At 66.6% G+C, this 18423-nt stretch carries 12 protein-coding genes and 1 rRNA gene; 8 read left to right on the top strand and 5 right to left on the bottom strand.

What is annotated here, in order from left to right; all coding sequences use genetic code 11:
- Positions 1–2 precede the first annotated feature (2 nt).
- The 5 genes from IT293_09165 to IT293_09145 all read right to left on the bottom strand — a co-directional run bounded on the left by IT293_09165 (position 3) and on the right by IT293_09145 (position 7782).
- Entirely contained in the window at positions 3–950 is a 948-nt protein-coding gene (locus tag IT293_09165; GenBank protein MCC6764818.1) for a 2-phospho-L-lactate transferase, read from the bottom strand.
- Positions 868–2076 (bottom strand): 5-amino-6-(D-ribitylamino)uracil--L-tyrosine 4-hydroxyphenyl transferase CofH, encoded by a 1209-nt coding sequence (cofH, locus tag IT293_09160; protein MCC6764817.1) that lies wholly within the window; start codon positions 2074–2076, stop codon positions 868–870. The genes IT293_09165 and cofH overlap by 83 nt, the downstream gene beginning before the upstream one ends.
- A 34-nt stretch (positions 2077–2110) precedes the next feature.
- Positions 2111–3265, bottom strand: a complete 1155-nt coding sequence (gene cofG, locus IT293_09155; GenBank protein ID MCC6764816.1) for a 7,8-didemethyl-8-hydroxy-5-deazariboflavin synthase CofG — start codon at positions 3263–3265, stop codon at positions 2111–2113.
- A gap of 127 nt (positions 3266–3392) precedes the next feature.
- Positions 3393–4967, bottom strand: coding sequence for a ribonuclease E/G (locus tag IT293_09150; GenBank protein MCC6764815.1), 1575 nt, complete (start codon positions 4965–4967; stop codon positions 3393–3395).
- A gap of 7 nt (positions 4968–4974) precedes the next feature.
- Positions 4975–7782 carry a TIGR03960 family B12-binding radical SAM protein gene (locus tag IT293_09145; protein ID MCC6764814.1) on the bottom strand — a complete coding sequence of 936 codons (2808 nt, stop codon included), beginning with the start codon at positions 7780–7782 and terminating at the stop codon, positions 4975–4977.
- Between the two features lie 119 nt (positions 7783–7901).
- On the opposite strand from IT293_09145, the gene IT293_09140 reads away from it, so the two are divergent.
- The 8 genes from IT293_09140 to IT293_09105 form a co-directional block, all read left to right on the top strand.
- Complete coding sequence (locus IT293_09140) at positions 7902–8498, top strand: HNH endonuclease (protein MCC6764813.1); 597 nt, start codon at positions 7902–7904, stop codon at positions 8496–8498.
- Positions 8499–8641: 143 nt separating this feature from the next.
- Positions 8642–12313, top strand: coding sequence for a chromosome segregation protein SMC (smc, locus tag IT293_09135; GenBank protein MCC6764812.1), 3672 nt, complete (start codon positions 8642–8644; stop codon positions 12311–12313).
- Positions 12314–12328: 15 nt separating this feature from the next.
- Positions 12329–13417, top strand: a complete 1089-nt coding sequence (gene ftsY / locus IT293_09130) for a signal recognition particle-docking protein FtsY (protein MCC6764811.1) — start codon at positions 12329–12331, stop codon at positions 13415–13417.
- Positions 13418–13639: 222 nt separating this feature from the next.
- Positions 13640–14260, top strand: a complete 621-nt coding sequence (locus tag IT293_09125; GenBank protein MCC6764810.1) for a 5-formyltetrahydrofolate cyclo-ligase — start codon at positions 13640–13642, stop codon at positions 14258–14260.
- Positions 14257–15807: a ribonuclease Y gene (gene rny, locus IT293_09120; GenBank protein ID MCC6764809.1), complete on the top strand. Its 1551-nt coding sequence runs from the start codon at positions 14257–14259 to the stop codon at positions 15805–15807. The genes IT293_09125 and rny overlap by 4 nt, the downstream gene beginning before the upstream one ends.
- A 15-nt stretch (positions 15808–15822) precedes the next feature.
- The gene (locus tag IT293_09115; protein ID MCC6764808.1) at positions 15823–16608 is read left to right on the top strand and encodes a TIGR00282 family metallophosphoesterase; all 786 of its coding nucleotides are present in this window, start codon (positions 15823–15825) and stop codon (positions 16606–16608) included.
- Entirely contained in the window at positions 16605–17843 is a 1239-nt protein-coding gene (locus IT293_09110; protein MCC6764807.1) for a tyrosine--tRNA ligase, read from the top strand. The genes IT293_09115 and IT293_09110 overlap by 4 nt, the downstream gene beginning before the upstream one ends.
- A 217-nt stretch (positions 17844–18060) precedes the next feature.
- Positions 18061–18423: ribosomal RNA gene (locus IT293_09105) — 16S ribosomal RNA — on the top strand; the annotation flags it as partial.

Genomic DNA, 18423 nt, shown 5'->3' with positions numbered 1-18423 from the left:
GCTCACGCGAGCTCCAAGGCGGCGAGCAGCGCCCGTGACGTCCGCACCGCGCGGCGTGGGGCGGAGAAGATCGTGTCGGCGACGACCGCGCGGCAGCCCTCGCGTTCGAGCGCCACGGCGTCGCGACGATCCCCGCGATCGATGACGAGCGCGTCGAGGAAGGGTCGATAGCACCGCGCGATGCCGACGGACGAGACCGGATGGCCGAAGCGGCGCAGGAGGCGCGCGAGCGGGCCGGTCACCGCACGGCCGCGGACGAGCGGCGAGACCGCGGCGACCGGGCCCCGGCGCGCCGACAGTGCGGCGCGGATCCCCGGGAGCGCGAGCATCGGACCGATGCTGAGGAAGGGATTGCTCGGCGCGATGATCACCGCGCGGGCGTCGCGGATCGCCCGCAGTACGCCGGGCGCCGGCCTGGCCGTCGCGGCGCCGCGATAACGGATGCCGCGCACGATCGGGCGGGCGCGGTTCGCGACGAGATAGCGCTGGAAGGACAGGCGGCCGCGGTCGGTCTCGAGGACGGTGCGGACCGGCTGATCGGTCATCGGCAGCACGCGTGACACGACCCCGAACGCGGTGGCGAGCTCGGCGGTCACGACGCTCAACGAGGCCCCCGCGGCGAGACGGTCGGTCCGGTAGATGTGGGTCGCGAGGTCCCGATCGCCGAGCCGAAACCATCCGGCGCCGTCGTAGAGACGCCCGAGCGCTTCGAGGCACCGGAAGCGATCGCCGGCGAGACCCCAGCCGCGGCGCCGCGGAGCCAGGCCGGCAAGGGTATAGGTGATGGTGTCGAGATCCGGCGAGACCGCGAGGCCGAAGAAGCGATCGTCATCCGCCGTGTTGACGATGATGGTCAGGGATGCCGGATCAGTGGACTGGATGAGGCCGCGCAGGAACTTCGCAGCCCCGACTCCGCCCGCCAGCACCGTCAGCTGCGGTGGCACTCCCACGCGTCGTGCTCTCCTCCGTCGCTTCGAGCTTCCGGTACAACGTCGTGCGTTCGACCGGGCGGCGACCGGCGGCACGCACCAGGCGACGGATCTCCTCGGCCGGCGTGTACTCCCCGGCATCCGCACCCGCCTCGCGGGAGATGCTCTCCTCCATGAGCGTACCGCCGAAGTCGTTGCATCCGGCGTTCAGCGAGAGCTGCGCGAGCTCGTGATTGATCTTCACCCAGGAGGTCTGGAGATTGTCGATCGCGCCCCGCAGCAGGAGGCGGCTGCAGGCGTACATCCGGAGGTCGTACATCCCCTTGGCCGGCGGATCGTTCACCAGCCCGTCGCGATGCATGTCGGTGTTGGTGTGGATGAAGCGCAGGGGCACGAACTCGGTGAAGCCGCCCGTCTCGCCTTGGAGGTCCCGGATCAGGCGCAGGTGCGCCGCCACGTGCCGGGACGTCTCGACGTGGCCGTACATGATCGTCGCCGTACTCGGGATGCCGAGCCGATGGGCGGTGGTGATGATATCGATCCAGGTGCGGACGTCGACCTTCTTGTGGCTCAGGAGATCGCGGACCTCGTCGTCGAGGATCTCCGCAGCCGTGCCGGGAATCGTTCCGAGCCCGTGGCTCTTCAGCATGGCGAGGTAGTCGGTGTAGCTCATTCCCGTCCGCCGCGCGCCGTACATGATCTCCATCGGCGAGAAGGCGTGCATGTGGATCGCGGGGAAGGCCCGCTTGATGGCGATCAGGATGTCCCGGTACGTGAAGGGCGTCATGTCCGGGTTGATGCCGCCCTGCATGCAGATCTCGGTGGCTCCGAGGTCGACGGCCTCCTGGACCTTGGCGAGGAGGGACTCGACCGACTGGTTGTAGGCGTCGGGCTCCCACCGTTGGCGCTTGAACGCGCAGAAGCGGCACCCGACGAAACAGACGTTCGTGAAGTTCAGGTTGCGGTTGACGACGTAGGTCACGTCGTCCCCGACGTCGGCCTTGCGGACGGCGTCCGCGGCCGCGATGAGCGCGAGCAGGTCGTCACCGTCGCTGTCGAGGAGCGTGACGGACTCGTCGACGTCGAGGACGGCGCGATCGAGAACGCGGTCGATGAGGGCGCGAACCGGCGCGGATGCGCGCGCCATGCGTCGATCCAACGAAAGATCGTCGTACAGGTCTTCAATGCGCGGCAGCGGCATGGCTGTCCTTCCTGGCGATGTGGCCGGCGAGTCGTTCCACGGATGCGGAGAGTCCCGGATCGAGAAAGGCGGGGCAGGCGTACTCCGGGTAGATCGCGAGCCGTTCACCCAGCGTGAATCCTTCGGTACGACACGTATCCGCGAGCGCCGGGATCTGCGGCCAGGCCGCCTCGGGATTCACGTAGTCGCGCGTGACCGGCGAGATGCCGCCCCAGTCGTTGATGCCGGCCCGCAGCAGCAAACGGTGGTCGTCGGGATTCAAATTGGGGGGCGCCTGTACGTTCATCGCGCCCCCGAGCACGAGCCGGGCGACGGCGACGGCGCGCGCGATGTCGCCGGCGTTCGGCTCCGCCACGCCCGCCATCGGGATGCCGTCCTTGGCGCGGAAGTTCTGGACGATGACCTCCTGGACGTGACCGTAACGGGCGTGCAGATCGGCAATCGCAAGCAGCGCGTCGACGCGCTCTTCGGGCGTTTCGCCGATCCCGATGAGGATCCCGGTCGTGAACGGAATGCGAAGCCGACCGGCTTCGGCGATCATCGCGAGGCGACGCGCCGGCTCCTTGTCGGCGGCGTGGTGGTGGGGCATGCCGCGGGCCCGCAGGCGCGGGCTCAGACTTTCGAGCATCAGGCCGAGGCTCACGTTCACCGGTCGCAGGTGCTCCATCTCCTCGCGCGACAAGACGCCGGCGTTCGTGTGGGGAAGGAGACCCGCGGCAAGCGCCATCTCGCAGGCTTCGCGGACGTAGCCGATCGTCGACGCGTGGCCCAGGTCTGCGAGCGTCGCGCGGTACGCCGGGAACGCGGCTTCCGGCGTATCGCCGAGACACATCAGGGCTTCCTTGCAGCCTTGGGCTCGCGCGCGCGCGAGCCAGTCCAGGATCTCTTCGCGACGCATGGTCCATGCGCCGGGATCGTCGGGATCCTTACGAAATGCGCAGTAGCTGCAGCGGTCGCGGCAGAGGTTGGTGATCGGCAAGAACACCTTCCGCGAGTACGTGACGTCGCGACCTTTGTGGCGGTCGCGCAGTCGGCCCGCGGCGCGCAGCAGGTCCGGCAGGTCGTCGTCGCGGCAACGAATCAACGCGTACGCGTCATCGAGCGCGGCCCGCGCACCGAGTTCGACCACGCGCATCAGCGCGCCGGTGAATGATGGCACCGACGGCGGATCCACGGCGCCGCGGTCCTGGTCGAAGGACATAGCGTCAGACCCGAATAAATTCCGCGAGATGGCAAGTCAAGGCGAGGTGCGTCGGGTGTCGTCAGACGGCGCGCACGTCGAACCGCGCGACCTCCGATCCTTCGATCGGCTCGACGGTGATGCGTCGGGCGATCTCGCGCTCCAGGCGATCCATGGCGGCGCCTTCTTCTTCATACAGGAACGCAGCCACGGAAGCGCTTGCGCGTACCGCGATGTGGGTCGCCTCGGGCGCCGCGCGGGCGACCTCACGGATGCGTCGCATGGTCTCGTAGGCGATCGTCGCGACCGACACGATGCGTCCGCGGCCGTCGCAGGTCGGGCAGGGCTCGGTCAGGAGCTGCGGCAGGCTCGGGCGCGTGCGCTTGCGCGTCATCTCCACCAGGCCCAGCTCCGAGATCTTCAGGATGTTGCTGCGCATCTTGTCCTGCTTGAGCGCGCCGTCGAACGCATCCATGACCCGCTGCCGGTTGACGGGATCCATCATGTCGATGAAGTCGACGATGATGATGCCGCCGATGTTGCGCAGCCGGAGCTGATCGACGATCTCGCACGCGGCCTCGAGGTTGGTCTTGAGCACCGTCTCTTCGTGGTTGTGCTTGCCGACGTAGCGTCCCGTGTTGACGTCGATCGTGGTCAGCGCCTCGGTCTGATCGATCACGATGTAGCCGCCCGACTTGAGCCACACTCGTCGCTCGAGAGCGCGACTGATGGCTTGTTCGATGCCGTAGCGGTCGAACAGGGGCTCGGCGCCATCGTGCAGCTCGATGCGGGAGGTGAGGGCGGGCGCGAAGGAATCCACGAACTCGAGAATGCGTCGATGGTCGACCGGGCGGTCGACGACGACCTTCTCGACGTCGGGCGTGAAGAGGTCGCGGATGCTACGCAGCGTGACGTCCATGTCGTCGTGCAACTGGCAGGGAGCCGAGACGCCCTCGCTACGCTTCAGGATGCGATTCCAGAGATCGATCAGGAACCGCATGTCGGCCTGGAGCTCGCTCCGGCTCAGGCCGACGCAGACCGTGCGGATGATGAAGCCCGCGCCCGCGGGGTTCATCGCGAGGACGATGTCGCGCAGGCGCTGGCGCTCCTCCTCGTCCTCGATGCGGCGAGAGACTCCGAGGTGGTTGGTCGTGGGGAGGTACACCAGGTGGCGGCCGGGGAGCGAGATGTGTGAGGTGATGCGGGCGCCCTTCGACCCGAGAGGCTCCTTGGCGACCTGGACGAGGATCTCGTCGCCGCGGCTCAGGCGATTCTCGATCGGCTCACGGTGCGGTGGAGACGCCGACCCCGCATCGTTCGGCGAGGGTTCGGCGAACGTGTCGGTCGCGCGCGCGGGGGGAGGCGGCTCGGCGGCGGGATCCGGGTCGCGTTCCGGCAGCTCGGCGTCGACGAGGGGCAGTTCGTCGACGCCAGGATGGAAATCGGAGACGTGGAGGAAGCCCGCTTTCGCGAGGCCGATGTCGACGAAGGCCGCTTGCATGCCGGGCAGCACGCGTACGACCTTGCCTTTGTAGATGTTGCCGACGATGCCGCGCTCGCGGGCGCGCTCGAAGTGGATCTCGGCGAGCGCCTGATTCTCCACGAGCGCGACGCGCGTCTCCTCGGGAGTCGAATTGATGAGGATGAGCTTGGACATGCGTCGCTCAGGTCGTTGCCGGCGCGGCGTCTGCCGGCGCAGCCTCCCGGACCGCGGGAGGAGGCGGCGCGAGCACCGTCCCGATCTTGGTGACGGAGAGCAGCTGGGTCTCGAACTCGTCGAGGCCGAGAACCGCCGCCACCACGTGATGGGGCTTCAGCGTGCCGCCTCGGCCGATCGCCGTCTGCACGTGCAACGTGCGGGCGCCGGTCCTCGCCATCGTCACCGTCGCACGCGCATCGATCGAGCGGTCGCGTCCCTTGATGCGCTTGGTGATCGGGAATCGCGCGGCGGTCGAGAAGGCGGCGAGGCGCGCCGTCACGACGTCGTCCGGAAGACGAGCGACGGGCAGGTGCTCGAGGGAGACGGTGTAGGTGAATGCGGCCAGGCTGCGATCGATCGTCGGAAGATCCAGTCCATGGGCTTCGGCCTCCATGACCACGAGGCCGTCGGGCAGCTCGCGATTCAAGGCGTCCATGACCTCGCGGCCGCTGCGCGAGGTGTGGAGATCCAGATCCATGTACTCGCCGTGGCTCGCGAACCCGAGCGACAACGCCGGGCCGAAGCTCATCCGGGGCAGGGGGTGGTGGCCCGCCGAGAACGCGAGCGGGAGGCCGGCGCGGCGGCAGGCCCGCATGAACGTGATCGTGAGCTCGCGGTTGCCGAGGAAGCGCGCGCGATCGAGCTTCTGGTAGACGAGCCGCACGCGGCTCGTCGGTGGTGCGCCGGCGTCGAGCGCCGGCTCCATGCCGTGTCGCTCGGACGTGAGCCACTCTTCGGCGTTCCCCTCGCCGTGCGTGCGCTCGAGCGGGGCTGGTGACGCGTCGGGGGCGGATTCGGCTGGGAGAGCGTCCGCGCACGTGTCGACGAGCGATCCGCAGGGCCGGGCGCCGTCGACGAGCCGCTTCCAGTTGCGGGTCGGCCATGGGGCCGCGTGCGGCATCGCGGCGCTCGCCCAGCCGTCGACGGACGGCCCCCGGCTCTCGCTGCCCTTCGCGCCGCGCGGATGGAAGGTCACGTTGCGGATGCCGGTGAAGTCGCACGCGCCGCAGTAGGTGCAACGCTCGATGCTGCAGTCCGGTGTCAGCGTGCGCGCGAACGCGGCGGCGAGCTCGCGTCGGAGATAGGGCTTGCGGACCCCGCTATCGAGGTGATCCCAGGGAAGCGTCTCGTCGAGCGTGCGCCGGCGCAGGTACCAGTCGGGATCGGTGCCCGTCTCCGCGAATGCCCGGCGCCACAGGTCCCAACGACACTGATCGCTCCATCCGTCGAAGCGACAGCCGAGCCGCTGGGCTGCGAGCAGGACCGAGCCGAGGCGACGGTCTCCGCGCGAGAAGACGCCTTCGAGGTAGGAGAGGCGCGCGTCGTGCCACTTGAACCCGAGTCGATGGCGTCCGAGTTCGCGGCGGAGGAGCGTTTGCCTGGCCTCCGTCTCGGCGACGGTCACTTGCGGAGCCCACTGGAACGGCGTGTGTGGCTTCGGGACGAACGTGGACACGCTCGCGGTCACCGGGTGCCGGTGCTCGCCGGTCGCCGAGACTCGGCGCGCGAGCGCGACGACGCCGTGGAGGTCCTCTTCCGTTTCGGTCGGCAGGCCCAGCATGAAATACAGCTTCAGGCTGCGCCAGCCGAGCTTGAAGATGAGGTCGGCCGCCTGTACGAGCTCCTCCTCGCGGTATTCCTTCTGGATGACGTCGCGCAGGCGCTGCGTGCCGGCTTCGGGTGCGAGCGTGAAGCCGGTTTTCCGCACGCGCTTGATCTCGTTCAGCAGATGCGGATCGAGTGCGTCGATGCGCGTCGACGGGAGCGACAGCGCGATCCGCTGCGGCGCGGCGCGATCCATGAGCTCGGCCAAGAGGGGATTGATGCAGCTGTAGTCACCGGTGCTGAGCGACAACAGCGAAACTTCTTCGTAGCCGCTTTCCTTGAGGAGGCGCTCGGTGTGCGCGAGGAGCGCTTGCGGGTCGCGTTCGCGGAGCGGACGATAGATGTAGCCGGCCTGACAGAAACGGCAGCCCTTGACGCACCCACGCATCACTTCGAGGGCGATGCGATCGTGGACGATGTCCATCGTCGGCACGAGCTGGCGGCCGAGGAGCGGGACCGTGTCGAGGTCGCGGACCACGCGCTTGCGGACACTCGGTTGCGCGGTGTCCGCGGGGACGATGGTGGCGATGCGCCCATCGGATCCATAGGTGGGCGTGAACCGCGACGGTACGTAGACGCCTTCGAGCCGCGCCAGGCGCGCGAGCAGCTCGCGGCGATCGCGGCGGTCCCACGCGAGATACGCGTCGACGAGATCGTGCACGGCCTCTTCGCCGTCGCCGAGCACGACGGCGTCCAGGAAGTCGGCGATCGGCTCCGGATTGAATGCGCATGGGCCGCCGGCGACGATCAGCGGGTGACCGGCCTCGCGATCGCGCGCCAACAGCGGTACCCGGCCGAGCTCCAGCATCGTGAGGATGTTCGTGTAGGTGAGCTCGTACTGCAGGCTGAATCCGACGATCTGGAATCGGTCGAGCGGCGTGCGCGTTTCGAGCGATGCGAGCGGAAGGCGATGGCGTCGGAGCTGCGCCTCCATGTCCACCCACGGGGCGTGGACGCGCTCGCAATACACGTCCGGTCGACGATTCAGGAGGTCGTAGAGGATCTGGAGCCCCAGATGTGATTGGGCGATCTCGTAGACTTCGGGGAACGCCAGCGCGAAACGCAGAGCGACCCTGTCCGGATCCTTCCGCACCGCCCCGCGCTCGTTGCCGATGTACCGCCCCGGCTTCGCGACGAAGCGCAGCAGCTCCTCGTGGTCGACGTGCACTCGGGCCTCTATAGGAGCGCGCCCGTGTCAGCGCAAGTATGCGTCCTTACAGCGGAAGATTCTTGACATCGCGCGGTCTGGCGTACTACGGTCGCGCGACCCGGCGCCGCGCCATGTCGATGCTGAACACGAAGGTCCTGGTCCTCAATCGATCGTACCTCCCCGTGCACGTCACGTCGGTGCGGCGCGCGTTCATTCTGCTCTACCAAGACATCGCTCGCGCGGTCGACGAGCAATACCGTACGTTCGATTTCGCGAGTTGGAGCGAGCTCTCCGTGAGCGTCGAGCACGACTCGGTCGGGCTCGTCAGCCGGGTGGTGAGGGTTCCGCGCGTGATCCTGCTGCTCACGTACGATCGGGTGCCGAAACGACACGTGAGGTTCAGCCGGTACAACATCTACGCGCGAGACGAGAACACCTGTCAGTATTGCGGGCAACGGTTCGCGCGCGTCGACTTGAATCTCGATCACGTGATTCCGCGATCGCAGGGCGGGCTCGCCTCGTGGGAGAACGTGGTCTGCTCCTGTCATCGCTGCAACCGACGCAAGGGTGGCCGGACTCCGGAGCAGGCGGGAATGCGGCTGCTGAAGCGTCCGACGAGGCCGCACTGGACGCCGTTCATCACGGCGGCGTTCAACCTGCGCCGTTACCGGGAATGGGGCCCGTTTCTGAATCCCGTCGACGTGTCCTACTGGAATACGGAACTCGAACCATGAGCGGCGGGCGCCCCAACATCTAGGGGCAACGGCTTTGTTGTCGGCTGGATGTTGGGGTTTTTGGTTGACAGCCCGACAGTCGTGTGCACATGCTCCGGCTCGGTGCGCGCGGCTCGACCGTTGCACTCGGGTGAGGAGGGGTTGTGGCGATTCCACCGCAGGAAGTGTCGGCCGAACGCGCGCTCGTTTCGTGGTCCGAAGGTGACGCAGAGATCGAGGAGTCGATCGGTCCGGCGCCTTCCGTGAGCGCTCCGACGCTGCGCATCCGACAGATCGAGCTCGTCGGCTTCAAGTCGTTTCGCGATCGAACCCTCCTGCGGTTCCCCTCGCGTACGACGGGCGTGGTCGGTCCGAACGGCTGTGGCAAGTCGAACGTCGTCGACGCCATTCGCTGGGTCCTCGGCGAGCAAAGCGCGAAGCGCCTCCGCGGCGAGGGCATGGAAGACGTCATCTTCGGCGGCAACGATCGGCATGCGCCACTCGGAATGGCGCAGGTTTCGATCGTCTTCGAGACCGACGGATTGCCGCTGGATCAGTTCGCGCTCCTCAAGGCGGGCGGGTCGCCCCTGGTCTCGACCGGTCCGGCGGAGATCATGGTGACCCGTCGGTACTTCCGCTCGGGAGAATCGGAATACCTGATGAACGGAGTGACCTGCCGGCTCCGTGACATCACCGAGCTGTTCCTCGGGACGGGGCTTGGCGGCAGGGCCTACGCGATCATCGAGCAGGGCCGTGTCGAAGCGTTGATCGGCGCCAAGCCCGAGGAGCTCCGCCTCTTCATCGAAGAAGCCGCGGGAACGACGCTCTATCGCAGCCGACGCCAGATGGCCGAGCGCAAGATGGAGCGTACTCGCGACAATCTTCTGCGGGTGCAGGACATCTTGCGGGAGGTCGAGCGCCAGCTCGGTAGTCTGCGCCGGCAGGCGAAGCGCGCCGAGCAATACCGCAGCTTGATGGCGGAGATCACCGAGCTCGACCTTGCGCTCTCGGCGCGGGGCCGCGCGAAGCATCTCGCGGAGGTCGCCGAGCTCGCGTTGCAGCGCGAAGCGCTCAGCCAACGAGAGGTGGAGCTCGCGACCCTGCTCGAGCACTTGGAGTCGGATCGGCGGAACGCCCGCGAGCAGGAGGTCCAGGCGCAGCAGCGTGTGCGCGATGCGCAGGCGGCTGCGTACCAGGCGCGCGCCACCCTGGAGGTGTCGCGGAACGAGGTGACGGGCTTGCGGGCCAAGGCCGAGGAATTGCGAGGACAGGACGCGATGACCGCCGCCGACCTGGAGGAGGTCGTCAACCAGCGGGCGGCCGTCGAGGACGAGCGGCGGGCGACGACCGGCCAGCTCGAGGGGCTCCTGCAGTCCATCGAGAGCGCAGAGAAGGAGCTTTCGGCGCGCGAGGATGAGCTCGGTCGCGCCAGTGAGGACCTGTTGGCCGAGACGCGCGCTCTCGATGCGGCGCGCGCAGCTCTCGTCCAAGCGACCGCGGCGCTTGCGGACATCCAGAGCTCGCTCGGCGTGAGCCAGGAGCGCTGCGCGCAACAGGAGGCGAGGCGCGAGCGGCTCGAGACTGCCGCGCGGGCGCTCGCGGAGCGAGAGGCGGATGCGGCGGGGCGCGCGAGCGCCGCCGAGCAGCTCGTGGTGGAGCAGCAGGCCAGGCTGACGCACCTCGAGGGCACGAAGCGCGAGCGCGCGGAGCAGCTGCGCACGGTACTCTCCGAACGAGCCAGCTGGGAACAGTCCGTCGACGGCATGAAAGACGGGCTCGCGCGTGCGCAGTCGCGTCGGGACTCGCTGCGCGAGCTACAGGAGACGCGTGCCGGCTATACCGAGGGAGTGCGCGCCGTCTTGGCTGCGTCGTCTCACGAGGAGGCGTTGGGGCTCGTCGCCGAGATCCTGGAGATTCCAGCCGAGCACGAGCGGGCGGTCGCGGCCGTTCTGGGGGAGCAGATCCAGGCAGTCGTCATGCGCGACGCGGTGGCGGCCCGCAACGCCGTGCAGGCGTTGCGCCTCGCCGGAGCGGGGCGCGTGACCTGCGTCACAGTCGCCGGTCCGCACGGACCTCATCATCCGGCGACCGAAGCTTCCGGGCGATGTCTGCTCGACCTCGTGCGGGTCCGGCCGGGGTTCGAGGCCGTTGCGCGGTCTCTTCTGGGTAACGCGCGCCTCGTCGACGATCTCGACGCCGCGCTTGCCGTCTGGGGAGGCGGCCGGAACGGGTGGACGCTGGTCACGCCGGCCGGTGAGACGGTGAGCGCCGCGGGGGCGATCGCGGGGGGAAGCGAGCGTTCGGAAGAGACCCTGCTGGCCCAACGGCGCGAGCTCCGCACGCTGGACGGTGAGGTAGGGCGGCGGCAGGCCGAGCTGGCCGCGGCTCGGGCACGCTACGAGGGGCTCACCGGGGTGGTCGAGGAGAGGGAGGCGGCGCTCCGGGGCGTCGATACGGAGCTCGGTCAAGTCGCCGTTTCGGTCGTCGGGGCCGAGAAGGACGTGCAGCGAGCGCGACAGGAGATCCGTGAGCTGCAGGACCAAGTCCACGCGGTCGCTCGAGAGATCGACGAGGTCGACGTGCAGCTGATCGCGCGGCGAGCGGATGTCGCTCGGTTCGAGAACGAGCGAGAAGATGCGGGTCGATCACGGACCGCTTCCGAGGCTGCGCTCGCCGAAGCCGAGGGGGTCGTCGCGAATCGCCGGATGGTCGCCGATGGGCTGCGGCATGCGCAGACCACGCGCCACATCGTCCTCGCGGACCGTCATGCAAGGCGCGATGCGCTGACCTCAACGATCGAGCGATTGGGCCGGCTGGACGATGACACGGAGCGACGCGCGACGGCGTTGGTGGAGAGGCAACGCGCGGATCGGGTCGCGCTCGACCAGACGGAGGCCATGCTCGCGAAAGCGTCGGAGCGCATCAGCGACCTCGACGGTGCCGAGGCGTTCGCGAACGTCGCGCTCGCCGAAGCGGAGGGAGAGCTCGCGACCCTGCGGGAGACCACCGAGACGGCCGAGCGCCGCATGGGCGAGTCGCAGAGCGAGATCGATGCGACGCGGAGTCGAGCGGCGAACATGGATCTCCAGATCGCGGAGCAGCGCATGGCGCTTACGCATCTGGAGCAAACGATCCGGGAACGATACCAGCGCGAGCTTGGCGACGTCGAGGCGCCGGCTCTGGAGCAGCTCGGGGGCGACGAGGTCCAGCTGACCCGGTTGCGTGAGCGCGTGGCGGGCATGGGCGAGGTGAACGTCGGAGCGCTCGCCGAGATCGCCGAGCTCGAGGAGCGTCAGAAGTTCCTGGCGCAACAGCGGGACGATCTCGAGCGTGCGCTCGAGGACTTGCGGAAGACCATCGGACGTCTGAATCGCGCCTCGAAGGCGCGCTTTCGGGAGACCTTCGATCGAGTCAACGAAACGTTCCAGCAGGTCATGCCGAAGTTGTTCGGGGGCGGCAGGGCAGAGCTGCGACTCCTGAACGAAGAGCAGATTCTCGACAGCGGGGTCGAAGTGATCGTGCAGCCTCCCGGCAAGCGCATCGGTCCCCTCGACCTTCTGTCCGGCGGCGAGAAGGCTCTCACGGCGGTCAGTCTGATCTTCGCCTTGTTCTTGATCCGCCCGAGCCCGTTCTGTTTCCTGGACGAGGTGGATGCGCCGCTGGACGACGCCAACATCGGTCGCTTCAACGGCATGGTGCGGGAGATGAGCGCGCACTCGCAGTTCATCCTCATCACCCACAACAAGCGGACGATGGAGGTCGCGGAGACGCTCTACGGTGTCACGATGGAAGAGCCAGGCGTCTCGAAGGTGGTCTCGGTGCGCTTGCCTCAGTAAGCTCGCCGGCCGGTGATGGAGGCTTGGCAGAAGCTCGGTGACGCTCTCGGGTGGGTGACGATCGCGAGTGTCCTCGCGGGCGTCCTCGTACTTGCGGGCGTCGTCGCGGCCGTGCTCGCTCGTCGACGTCGGTTGTCGGCTGCGCGCTCGGGGCCATCAGAGGAGACGGTCGTGCCGCAGCGCCCAGGTCTGCACGAGGGCCTGGCGAAAACCCGATCCGGGATGTTGCAGCGGATCCTCCCGCTTCTCGGGCGGCCGCGGTTGGATGCCGAGGCGCTCGAGCAACTCGAAGCGGCCCTCCTGGCTGCCGACGTGGGAATGAGAACGGCCAAGCGGCTCGTCGAGCTGGTACAACGACGAGGCGATGCGGGAGCTGCGCTGCGCGTCGCGCTGGAGGAGGAGATCGTCGCGATTCTCGATACCGCCAAGGAGGCAGGCGATGCTGGACGCGCCGCGCCTGCCGAGGGGGTACCGCTCGTCGTCATGGTCGTCGGGGTGAACGGCGCGGGGAAGACCACGTCCATCGGCAAGCTCGCGGCACGGTACGTACGTAGCGGGCAACGTACGCTGCTGGTTGCCGCGGATACGTTCCGCGCCGCTGCGATCGAGCAGCTGACGGTGTGGGCGGAGCGGAGCGGGGTGGACCTCGTGCGTCAGGCGCACGGCGGCGATCCCGGTGCCGTCGCGTTCGATGGCATGCGCGCTGCGATGGCGCGCAAGGTGGACGTGGTCATCGTCGATACCGCGGGACGCCTGCACACGAAGAGCAATCTCTTGGAGGAGCTCCGGAAGGTGCGACGTGTGATCGGCCGTGAGATCCCCGGGGCGCCCCACGAGACGTTCCTGGTTCTGGACGCCGTAACCGGTCAGAACGGCCTCGCCCAAGCCCGCGTCTTCCTCGAGCAGATCGACATCACCGGGGTGATCCTGACCAAGCTCGACGGTACGGCTCGCGGGGGGATCGTTCTCGCGATCGCCAGCGAGCTCGGCCTCCCGGTCCGCTATGTGGGTATCGGTGAAGGCATCGAAGACCTGCGAGAGTTCGATGCCCGCGAGTTCGCGTCGGCCCTGCTCGCGTCAGCGGAGGGCAGCGAATTGCATTGACATACGGCGCTTCCGATTCCTAGAGTCGACGCCTCTCGTTCGGGCGGTAGGCTTCATTCTCCCGCCGAAGTCCGAAGCGGCAAGGACGGATACGTGACGAACCGCAGACCGTGCGGTCGTTCGCATAGCAGTGACCGGGAAGCATGGGCTTACCGCCCAGCCGCCGGATGGCGGTCATGGAGCTAGTTGCGAGAAGGTGCGAGTGGCCTGAGCGCAGGTTCGGTGACGATCCGCCCGGAACGACGGAATGCAGCCGGGCACATGACACAGTCGAAGACAGAATGGCGCCGCCGGCTCCTGGCACTGCGGGCCGCCATTCCCGAAGAGCGGCGCCGCCTCGGCAGCGATGCTGTCGTCGCGCGACTTCGAGGTCTGCGGTGCCTACGGGAAGCGTCAACTGTTCTCGGGTACGTGGCTATCGGCACGGAAGTACAGCCGGCGGCCCTGTTCGTGAGCGGGCTTCCCGCCGGAGCGCGCTTGCTCATGCCTTCGGCGCGCTCGAAGGAGGGCTCACCGGTTTGGGTACCTGCGGCCGGGCCGTCGGGCCGCGACGCACCGGGCCTGAGCGCGCGCCAGTTGACCTTTCCCGTTGTCGCGATCGTTCCCGGTGTCGGCTTCGATAGGCGGGGGACTCGACTCGGCAGAGGCGGGGGATTCTACGATCGCGCACTCGCGGATCTCCGCGCCGCCGGCGCCATCACGGCGATCGGATTGGCTTATGAGCTGCAGATCGTCGAAGATTTGCCACGTGATGCCTGGGACGAAGCCGTCGACATCGTAGTTTCGGAAGCCCGCGTCGTGCTCCCGAGGTCAGGGAGGCGGAGCATCCGGGAGGCGCCATGACGTCGATGGTGGCCGTTGTCGTCGTCGTGGCCTTGATCGCGCTCGCGACGTCGTTGCGGCGAGCATCCGAGCGCGAGCGCAGCGTGCGCCTGGAGGAAGATACCCGTCGCGTCATGGACGAGGCGCGCCGCCGAAGCTCGACTCTCGTAGAGGAGGCTCGCCTGAAAGCGGAGCACCTGACGCTCCAGGCCCGTGCCGAGCACGAGCAGCAGGCGCAGCGGAGGCGGGCCGAGCTGCAGTCCATCGAGAAGAGGTTGTTGGCGCGTGAGGAGGCCATCGACGCGCGCAACGTCACCTTGGAATCCAGAGGCGCGGATCTTCTCAAGCAAGAGCAGTCCCTGATCGAGCGCAGGCAGCAACTGACGGCCGATGAAGCCGAGGTAGCCCGTTCGGTCCTTCGTACCCGAGAGGCACTCGAAGAAGTGGCGGGCATGACACGAGAAACAGCGAAACTGGCGTTGATCGAGGAGGTGACATCGGAGGCACGACACGAGGCGGCGAGACGCGTTCGACGAATCGAGGAAGAGGCCCGCGAGGAGGCGGACCGGAAGGCGAAGAAGATCATCACGATAGCGATCGAGCGGCTCGCCGGGGATTTCATCGCCGAGCGCACGGTGTCTGTCGTGCATTTGCCGAGCGACGAGATGAAGGGGCGGATCATCGGACGAGAGGGACGGAACATCCGCGCCATCGAAGCGGCAACTGGCGTGGATCTCATCATCGACGATACGCCGGAAGCGGTGATCGTCTCCTGTCACAGCCCCATTCGACGCGAGATCGCGCGCATCGCGCTCGAACGCCTGATCTCCGACGGGCGGATTCATCCGGGCCGCATCGAGGAGTTGGTGCGCAAGGCAGAGGAGGAAGTTCACGAGAGTGTCCGAGATGCCGGCCAGCGCGCGCTGCTCGAGGTTGGCATCCACGGCGTTCATCCGGAGCTCGTCAAGCTCCTGGGTATGCTGAAGTACCGATATTCGTATGCGCAGAACGTGCTTGGCCATTCGGTGGAAGCCGCCTTCATCTGTGGCATGATGGCGGCGGAGCTCGGAATCAACGAGAAGCAGGCGAGAAGGGCGGCGCTATTGCACGACATCGGGAAGGCGTTGACGCACGAGATCGAAGGATCCCATGCGATCATCGGTGCGGATCTTGCCCGGAAGTACGGGGAGTCGGCGAAGATCGTGAACGCCATTGCCGCGCATCACGAGGAGGTGAAGGCGGAAACCATTTTGGCGCCCCTCGTCGACGCCGCCGACGCGATCTCCGGCGCTCGCCCGGGAGCGAGGCGGGAGGTCTTGGAAAGTTACGTCAGGCGCCTTGAGGACCTGGAACGAATCAGCAATTCCTTTCGGGGTGTGGAGAAGTCCTTCGCAGTTCAAGCCGGTCGGGAGATCCGTATCCTCGTAGAGCCTGGACAGATCTCCGACGACCAGGCGGCGGCCCTGGCACGCGACGTCGCCCGCAGGATCGAGACCGAAGTCACCTACCCTGGGCAGATCAAGGTGACGGTCATTCGCGAGCTTCGGACGACCGACTACGCGCGTTGATCGTTTTCGGATCCCATGAGACTGGCATTCTTCGGAGACATCGTGGGAAAACCGGGCCGACGTGCCGTCGGCAGGATCTTGCCGATTCTTCGCTCCGCTGAGCGCATCGACTTCGTGATCGGGAACGCGGAGAACGCCGCCGGTGGAGTCGGTGTCGATCCCGGGAGCGCGCGAGAATTGTTCTCCGCCGGCTTCGATGTGTTGACCTCAGGCAATCACATTTGGTCCAAACGTCAGATCATTGAGTACCTCACCGATAGCGACGTTCTGTTGCGTCCGGCCAACTTCGCCCCCGGCGTCCCAGGGTGGGGCTACACGGTGAAGGCTGGACCAGGGGCCGAGCCCGTTGCCGTGATCAACTTGATCGGACGGGTGTTCATGGGAGCCCACGAGTGTCCGTTTCGTGCGGCCGATGCGGCACTGACAGCCGTTCGTGAGCGCGCCCGGGTGGTTGTCGTCGACATGCACGCAGAAGCAACGTCGGAGAAGGTCGCGATGGGGTGGTACTTGGATGGCAAAGTGTCTGCGGTGGTAGGGAGCCATACTCACGTGCAAACAGCGGACGAGCGCATTCTCCCAGGCGGAACCGCGTATGTGACGGATGCGGGGATGTGTGGACCTATGGATTCCGTGATCGGGGTCACCCGAGAGCAAGCCTTGCGGCGATTCCTGACGCAAATGCCGACTCGGTTCGAGGTAGCGGACGGGCGCGTACTGGTGCAGGGGGTCGTCATCGACGTGGACGAGCGGAGCGGCATGGCGATCTCGATTCGCCGTATTCAGGAGGTGGTGGAGGCATGAGCACGCCGGCGGGCGTGGAGGATCTGCTGCGGGGGGTTGTGGACGTTCTCCCCGAGGGCGGCCTGCTCGATCGCATCGAGGCGGCCGCACGGGAGAAGAGGCCGCTTCGGGTGAAACTCGGTGCGGATCCCAGCGCGCCCGACCTGCATCTCGGTCATACGGTCGTGCTGAGGAAGCTGCGGCAGTTTCAGGATCTCGGGCACGTCGTCATCTTTCTTATCGGGGACTTCACGGCACGGATCGGCGATCCGTCCGGAAGGTCGGAGACACGGCGTCCGCTGGATACCGAGACAGTGGAGAAGAATGCCCGGACGTATACGGAGCAGGTGTTCAGGATCCTCGATCGGAGCCGTACGGAGGTTCGGTTCAATTCGGAATGGATGAGCGCAATGACCGCCGATGACGTCGTCCGGCTGTGCGGGCATTATACCGTTGCGAGGATTCTCGAGCGGGACGATTTCAGCAAGCGACTGAAGGATGGACGCCCCATCGGCATTCACGAATTCCTGTATCCGCTGGTGCAGGGGTATGACTCGGTTGCCCTGAGGGCGGATATCGAGATGGGGGGGACGGACCAAAGGTTCAACCTGCTGGTTGGAAGGGAGATCCAGAAGGCATTCGGATTGGAACCGCAGGTCGTCATGACGCTACCGCTTCTGGAGGGTACCGACGGCGTTCAGAAAATGAGCAAGTCGTTGAACAATTATGTAGGCCTGACGGAGCCTCCTGACGATATCTTCGGCAAGGTCATGTCGATTTCCGACACGCTCATGTTACGGTGGTATTCGGTGCTCGAGCCGGAGATCGCGACGGAGGTCGCCGCGGACCTCAGGGGCGCACGGATCCATCCACGTGATGCGAAGGCTCTACTGGCCGAGCGGCAGGTCGCGCGTTTTTACGGTTCGGAGGCGGCCGCCGAGGCTCGACGGAGGTTCGATGAGCGGTTCTCGAAGCGGTCTCTGGCAGGCGATCTCGTTCCTGAAGAGACGCGTCTCGGGCCGCTGCCAACCGAGCTCGCCCTCCCGAGTTTCTTGACGGACGCTGGGCTGGCGAAATCGAATAGTGATGCCCGCCGGCTCATCGGGCAGGGTGCCGTGAGAATCAACGGCAATCAGGTCTCAAGTGAGCGATATCGCTGCGATATCCTTGGGTCTAACGAAGGGGGGCAGGGTTTCGTGCTCTTGGTGCAGGTGGGTAAGCGCCGTGTGCGCAAGTTCAGGTTTCTCGAGGGCTGAGGGTGTGGGGCGAGCGCTGTTGACAGTCCGACAGCTTTCTGACTATAAGGCGCGTTCACGCCAGTACGGGGTTTGGTCTTTGAAAACTGAATAGCAGCATACCTTATCTCGATTCGTCGTCGAGAAAGGTGGCACAGTGAACCGCATACTCAATTCGCAAGCGGAGCTTTCAGTTCGCAAACATGGCGAGAGACTATGTCCTCTCGTCCTCCAGAACTAACTGGAGAGTTTGATCCTGGCTCAGAACGAACGCTGGCGGCGTGCCTAACACATGCAAGTCGAGGGAGAAAGGGGGCTTCGGCTCCCGAGTAAACCGGCGCACGGGTGAGTAACACGTAGGTAACGTACCCTGGAGTCTGGGATAACCAGTCGAAAGGCTGGCTAATACCGGATACGACTGCGGCGACCCCGGTCGCTGTAGTGAAAGATGGCCTCTGTTTACAAGCTATCGCCCCTGGATCGGCCTGCGCACCATTAGCTAGTTGGTGAGGTAATGGCTCACCAAGGCTGAGATGGTTAGCTGGTCTGAGAGGATGGCCAGCCACACTGGGACTGAGACACGGCCCAGACTCCTACGGGA

The organism is Deltaproteobacteria bacterium (genome assembly GCA_020848745.1).
GTDB lineage: Bacteria > Desulfobacterota > Binatia > UTPRO1 > UTPRO1 > UTPRO1.
This window is presented reverse-complemented; position numbering and strand designations above follow the sequence as displayed.

Coding starts and splice junctions, on each gene's coding strand:
- cofH (MCC6764817.1), bottom strand. CDS start 2,076: ATGGCGCGCGCATCCGCGCCGGTTCGCGCCCTCATCGACCGCGTTCTC.
- cofG (MCC6764816.1), bottom strand. CDS start 3,265: ATGCGCGTGGTCGAACTCGGTGCGCGGGCCGCGCTCGATGACGCGTAC.
- IT293_09150 (MCC6764815.1), bottom strand. CDS start 4,967: ATGTCCAAGCTCATCCTCATCAATTCGACTCCCGAGGAGACGCGCGTC.
- IT293_09140 (MCC6764813.1), top strand. CDS start 7,902: ATGCTGAACACGAAGGTCCTGGTCCTCAATCGATCGTACCTCCCCGTG.
- ftsY (MCC6764811.1), top strand. CDS start 12,329: ATGGAGGCTTGGCAGAAGCTCGGTGACGCTCTCGGGTGGGTGACGATC.
- rny (MCC6764809.1), top strand. CDS start 14,257: ATGACGTCGATGGTGGCCGTTGTCGTCGTCGTGGCCTTGATCGCGCTC.
- IT293_09115 (MCC6764808.1), top strand. CDS start 15,823: ATGAGACTGGCATTCTTCGGAGACATCGTGGGAAAACCGGGCCGACGT.
- IT293_09110 (MCC6764807.1), top strand. CDS start 16,605: ATGAGCACGCCGGCGGGCGTGGAGGATCTGCTGCGGGGGGTTGTGGAC.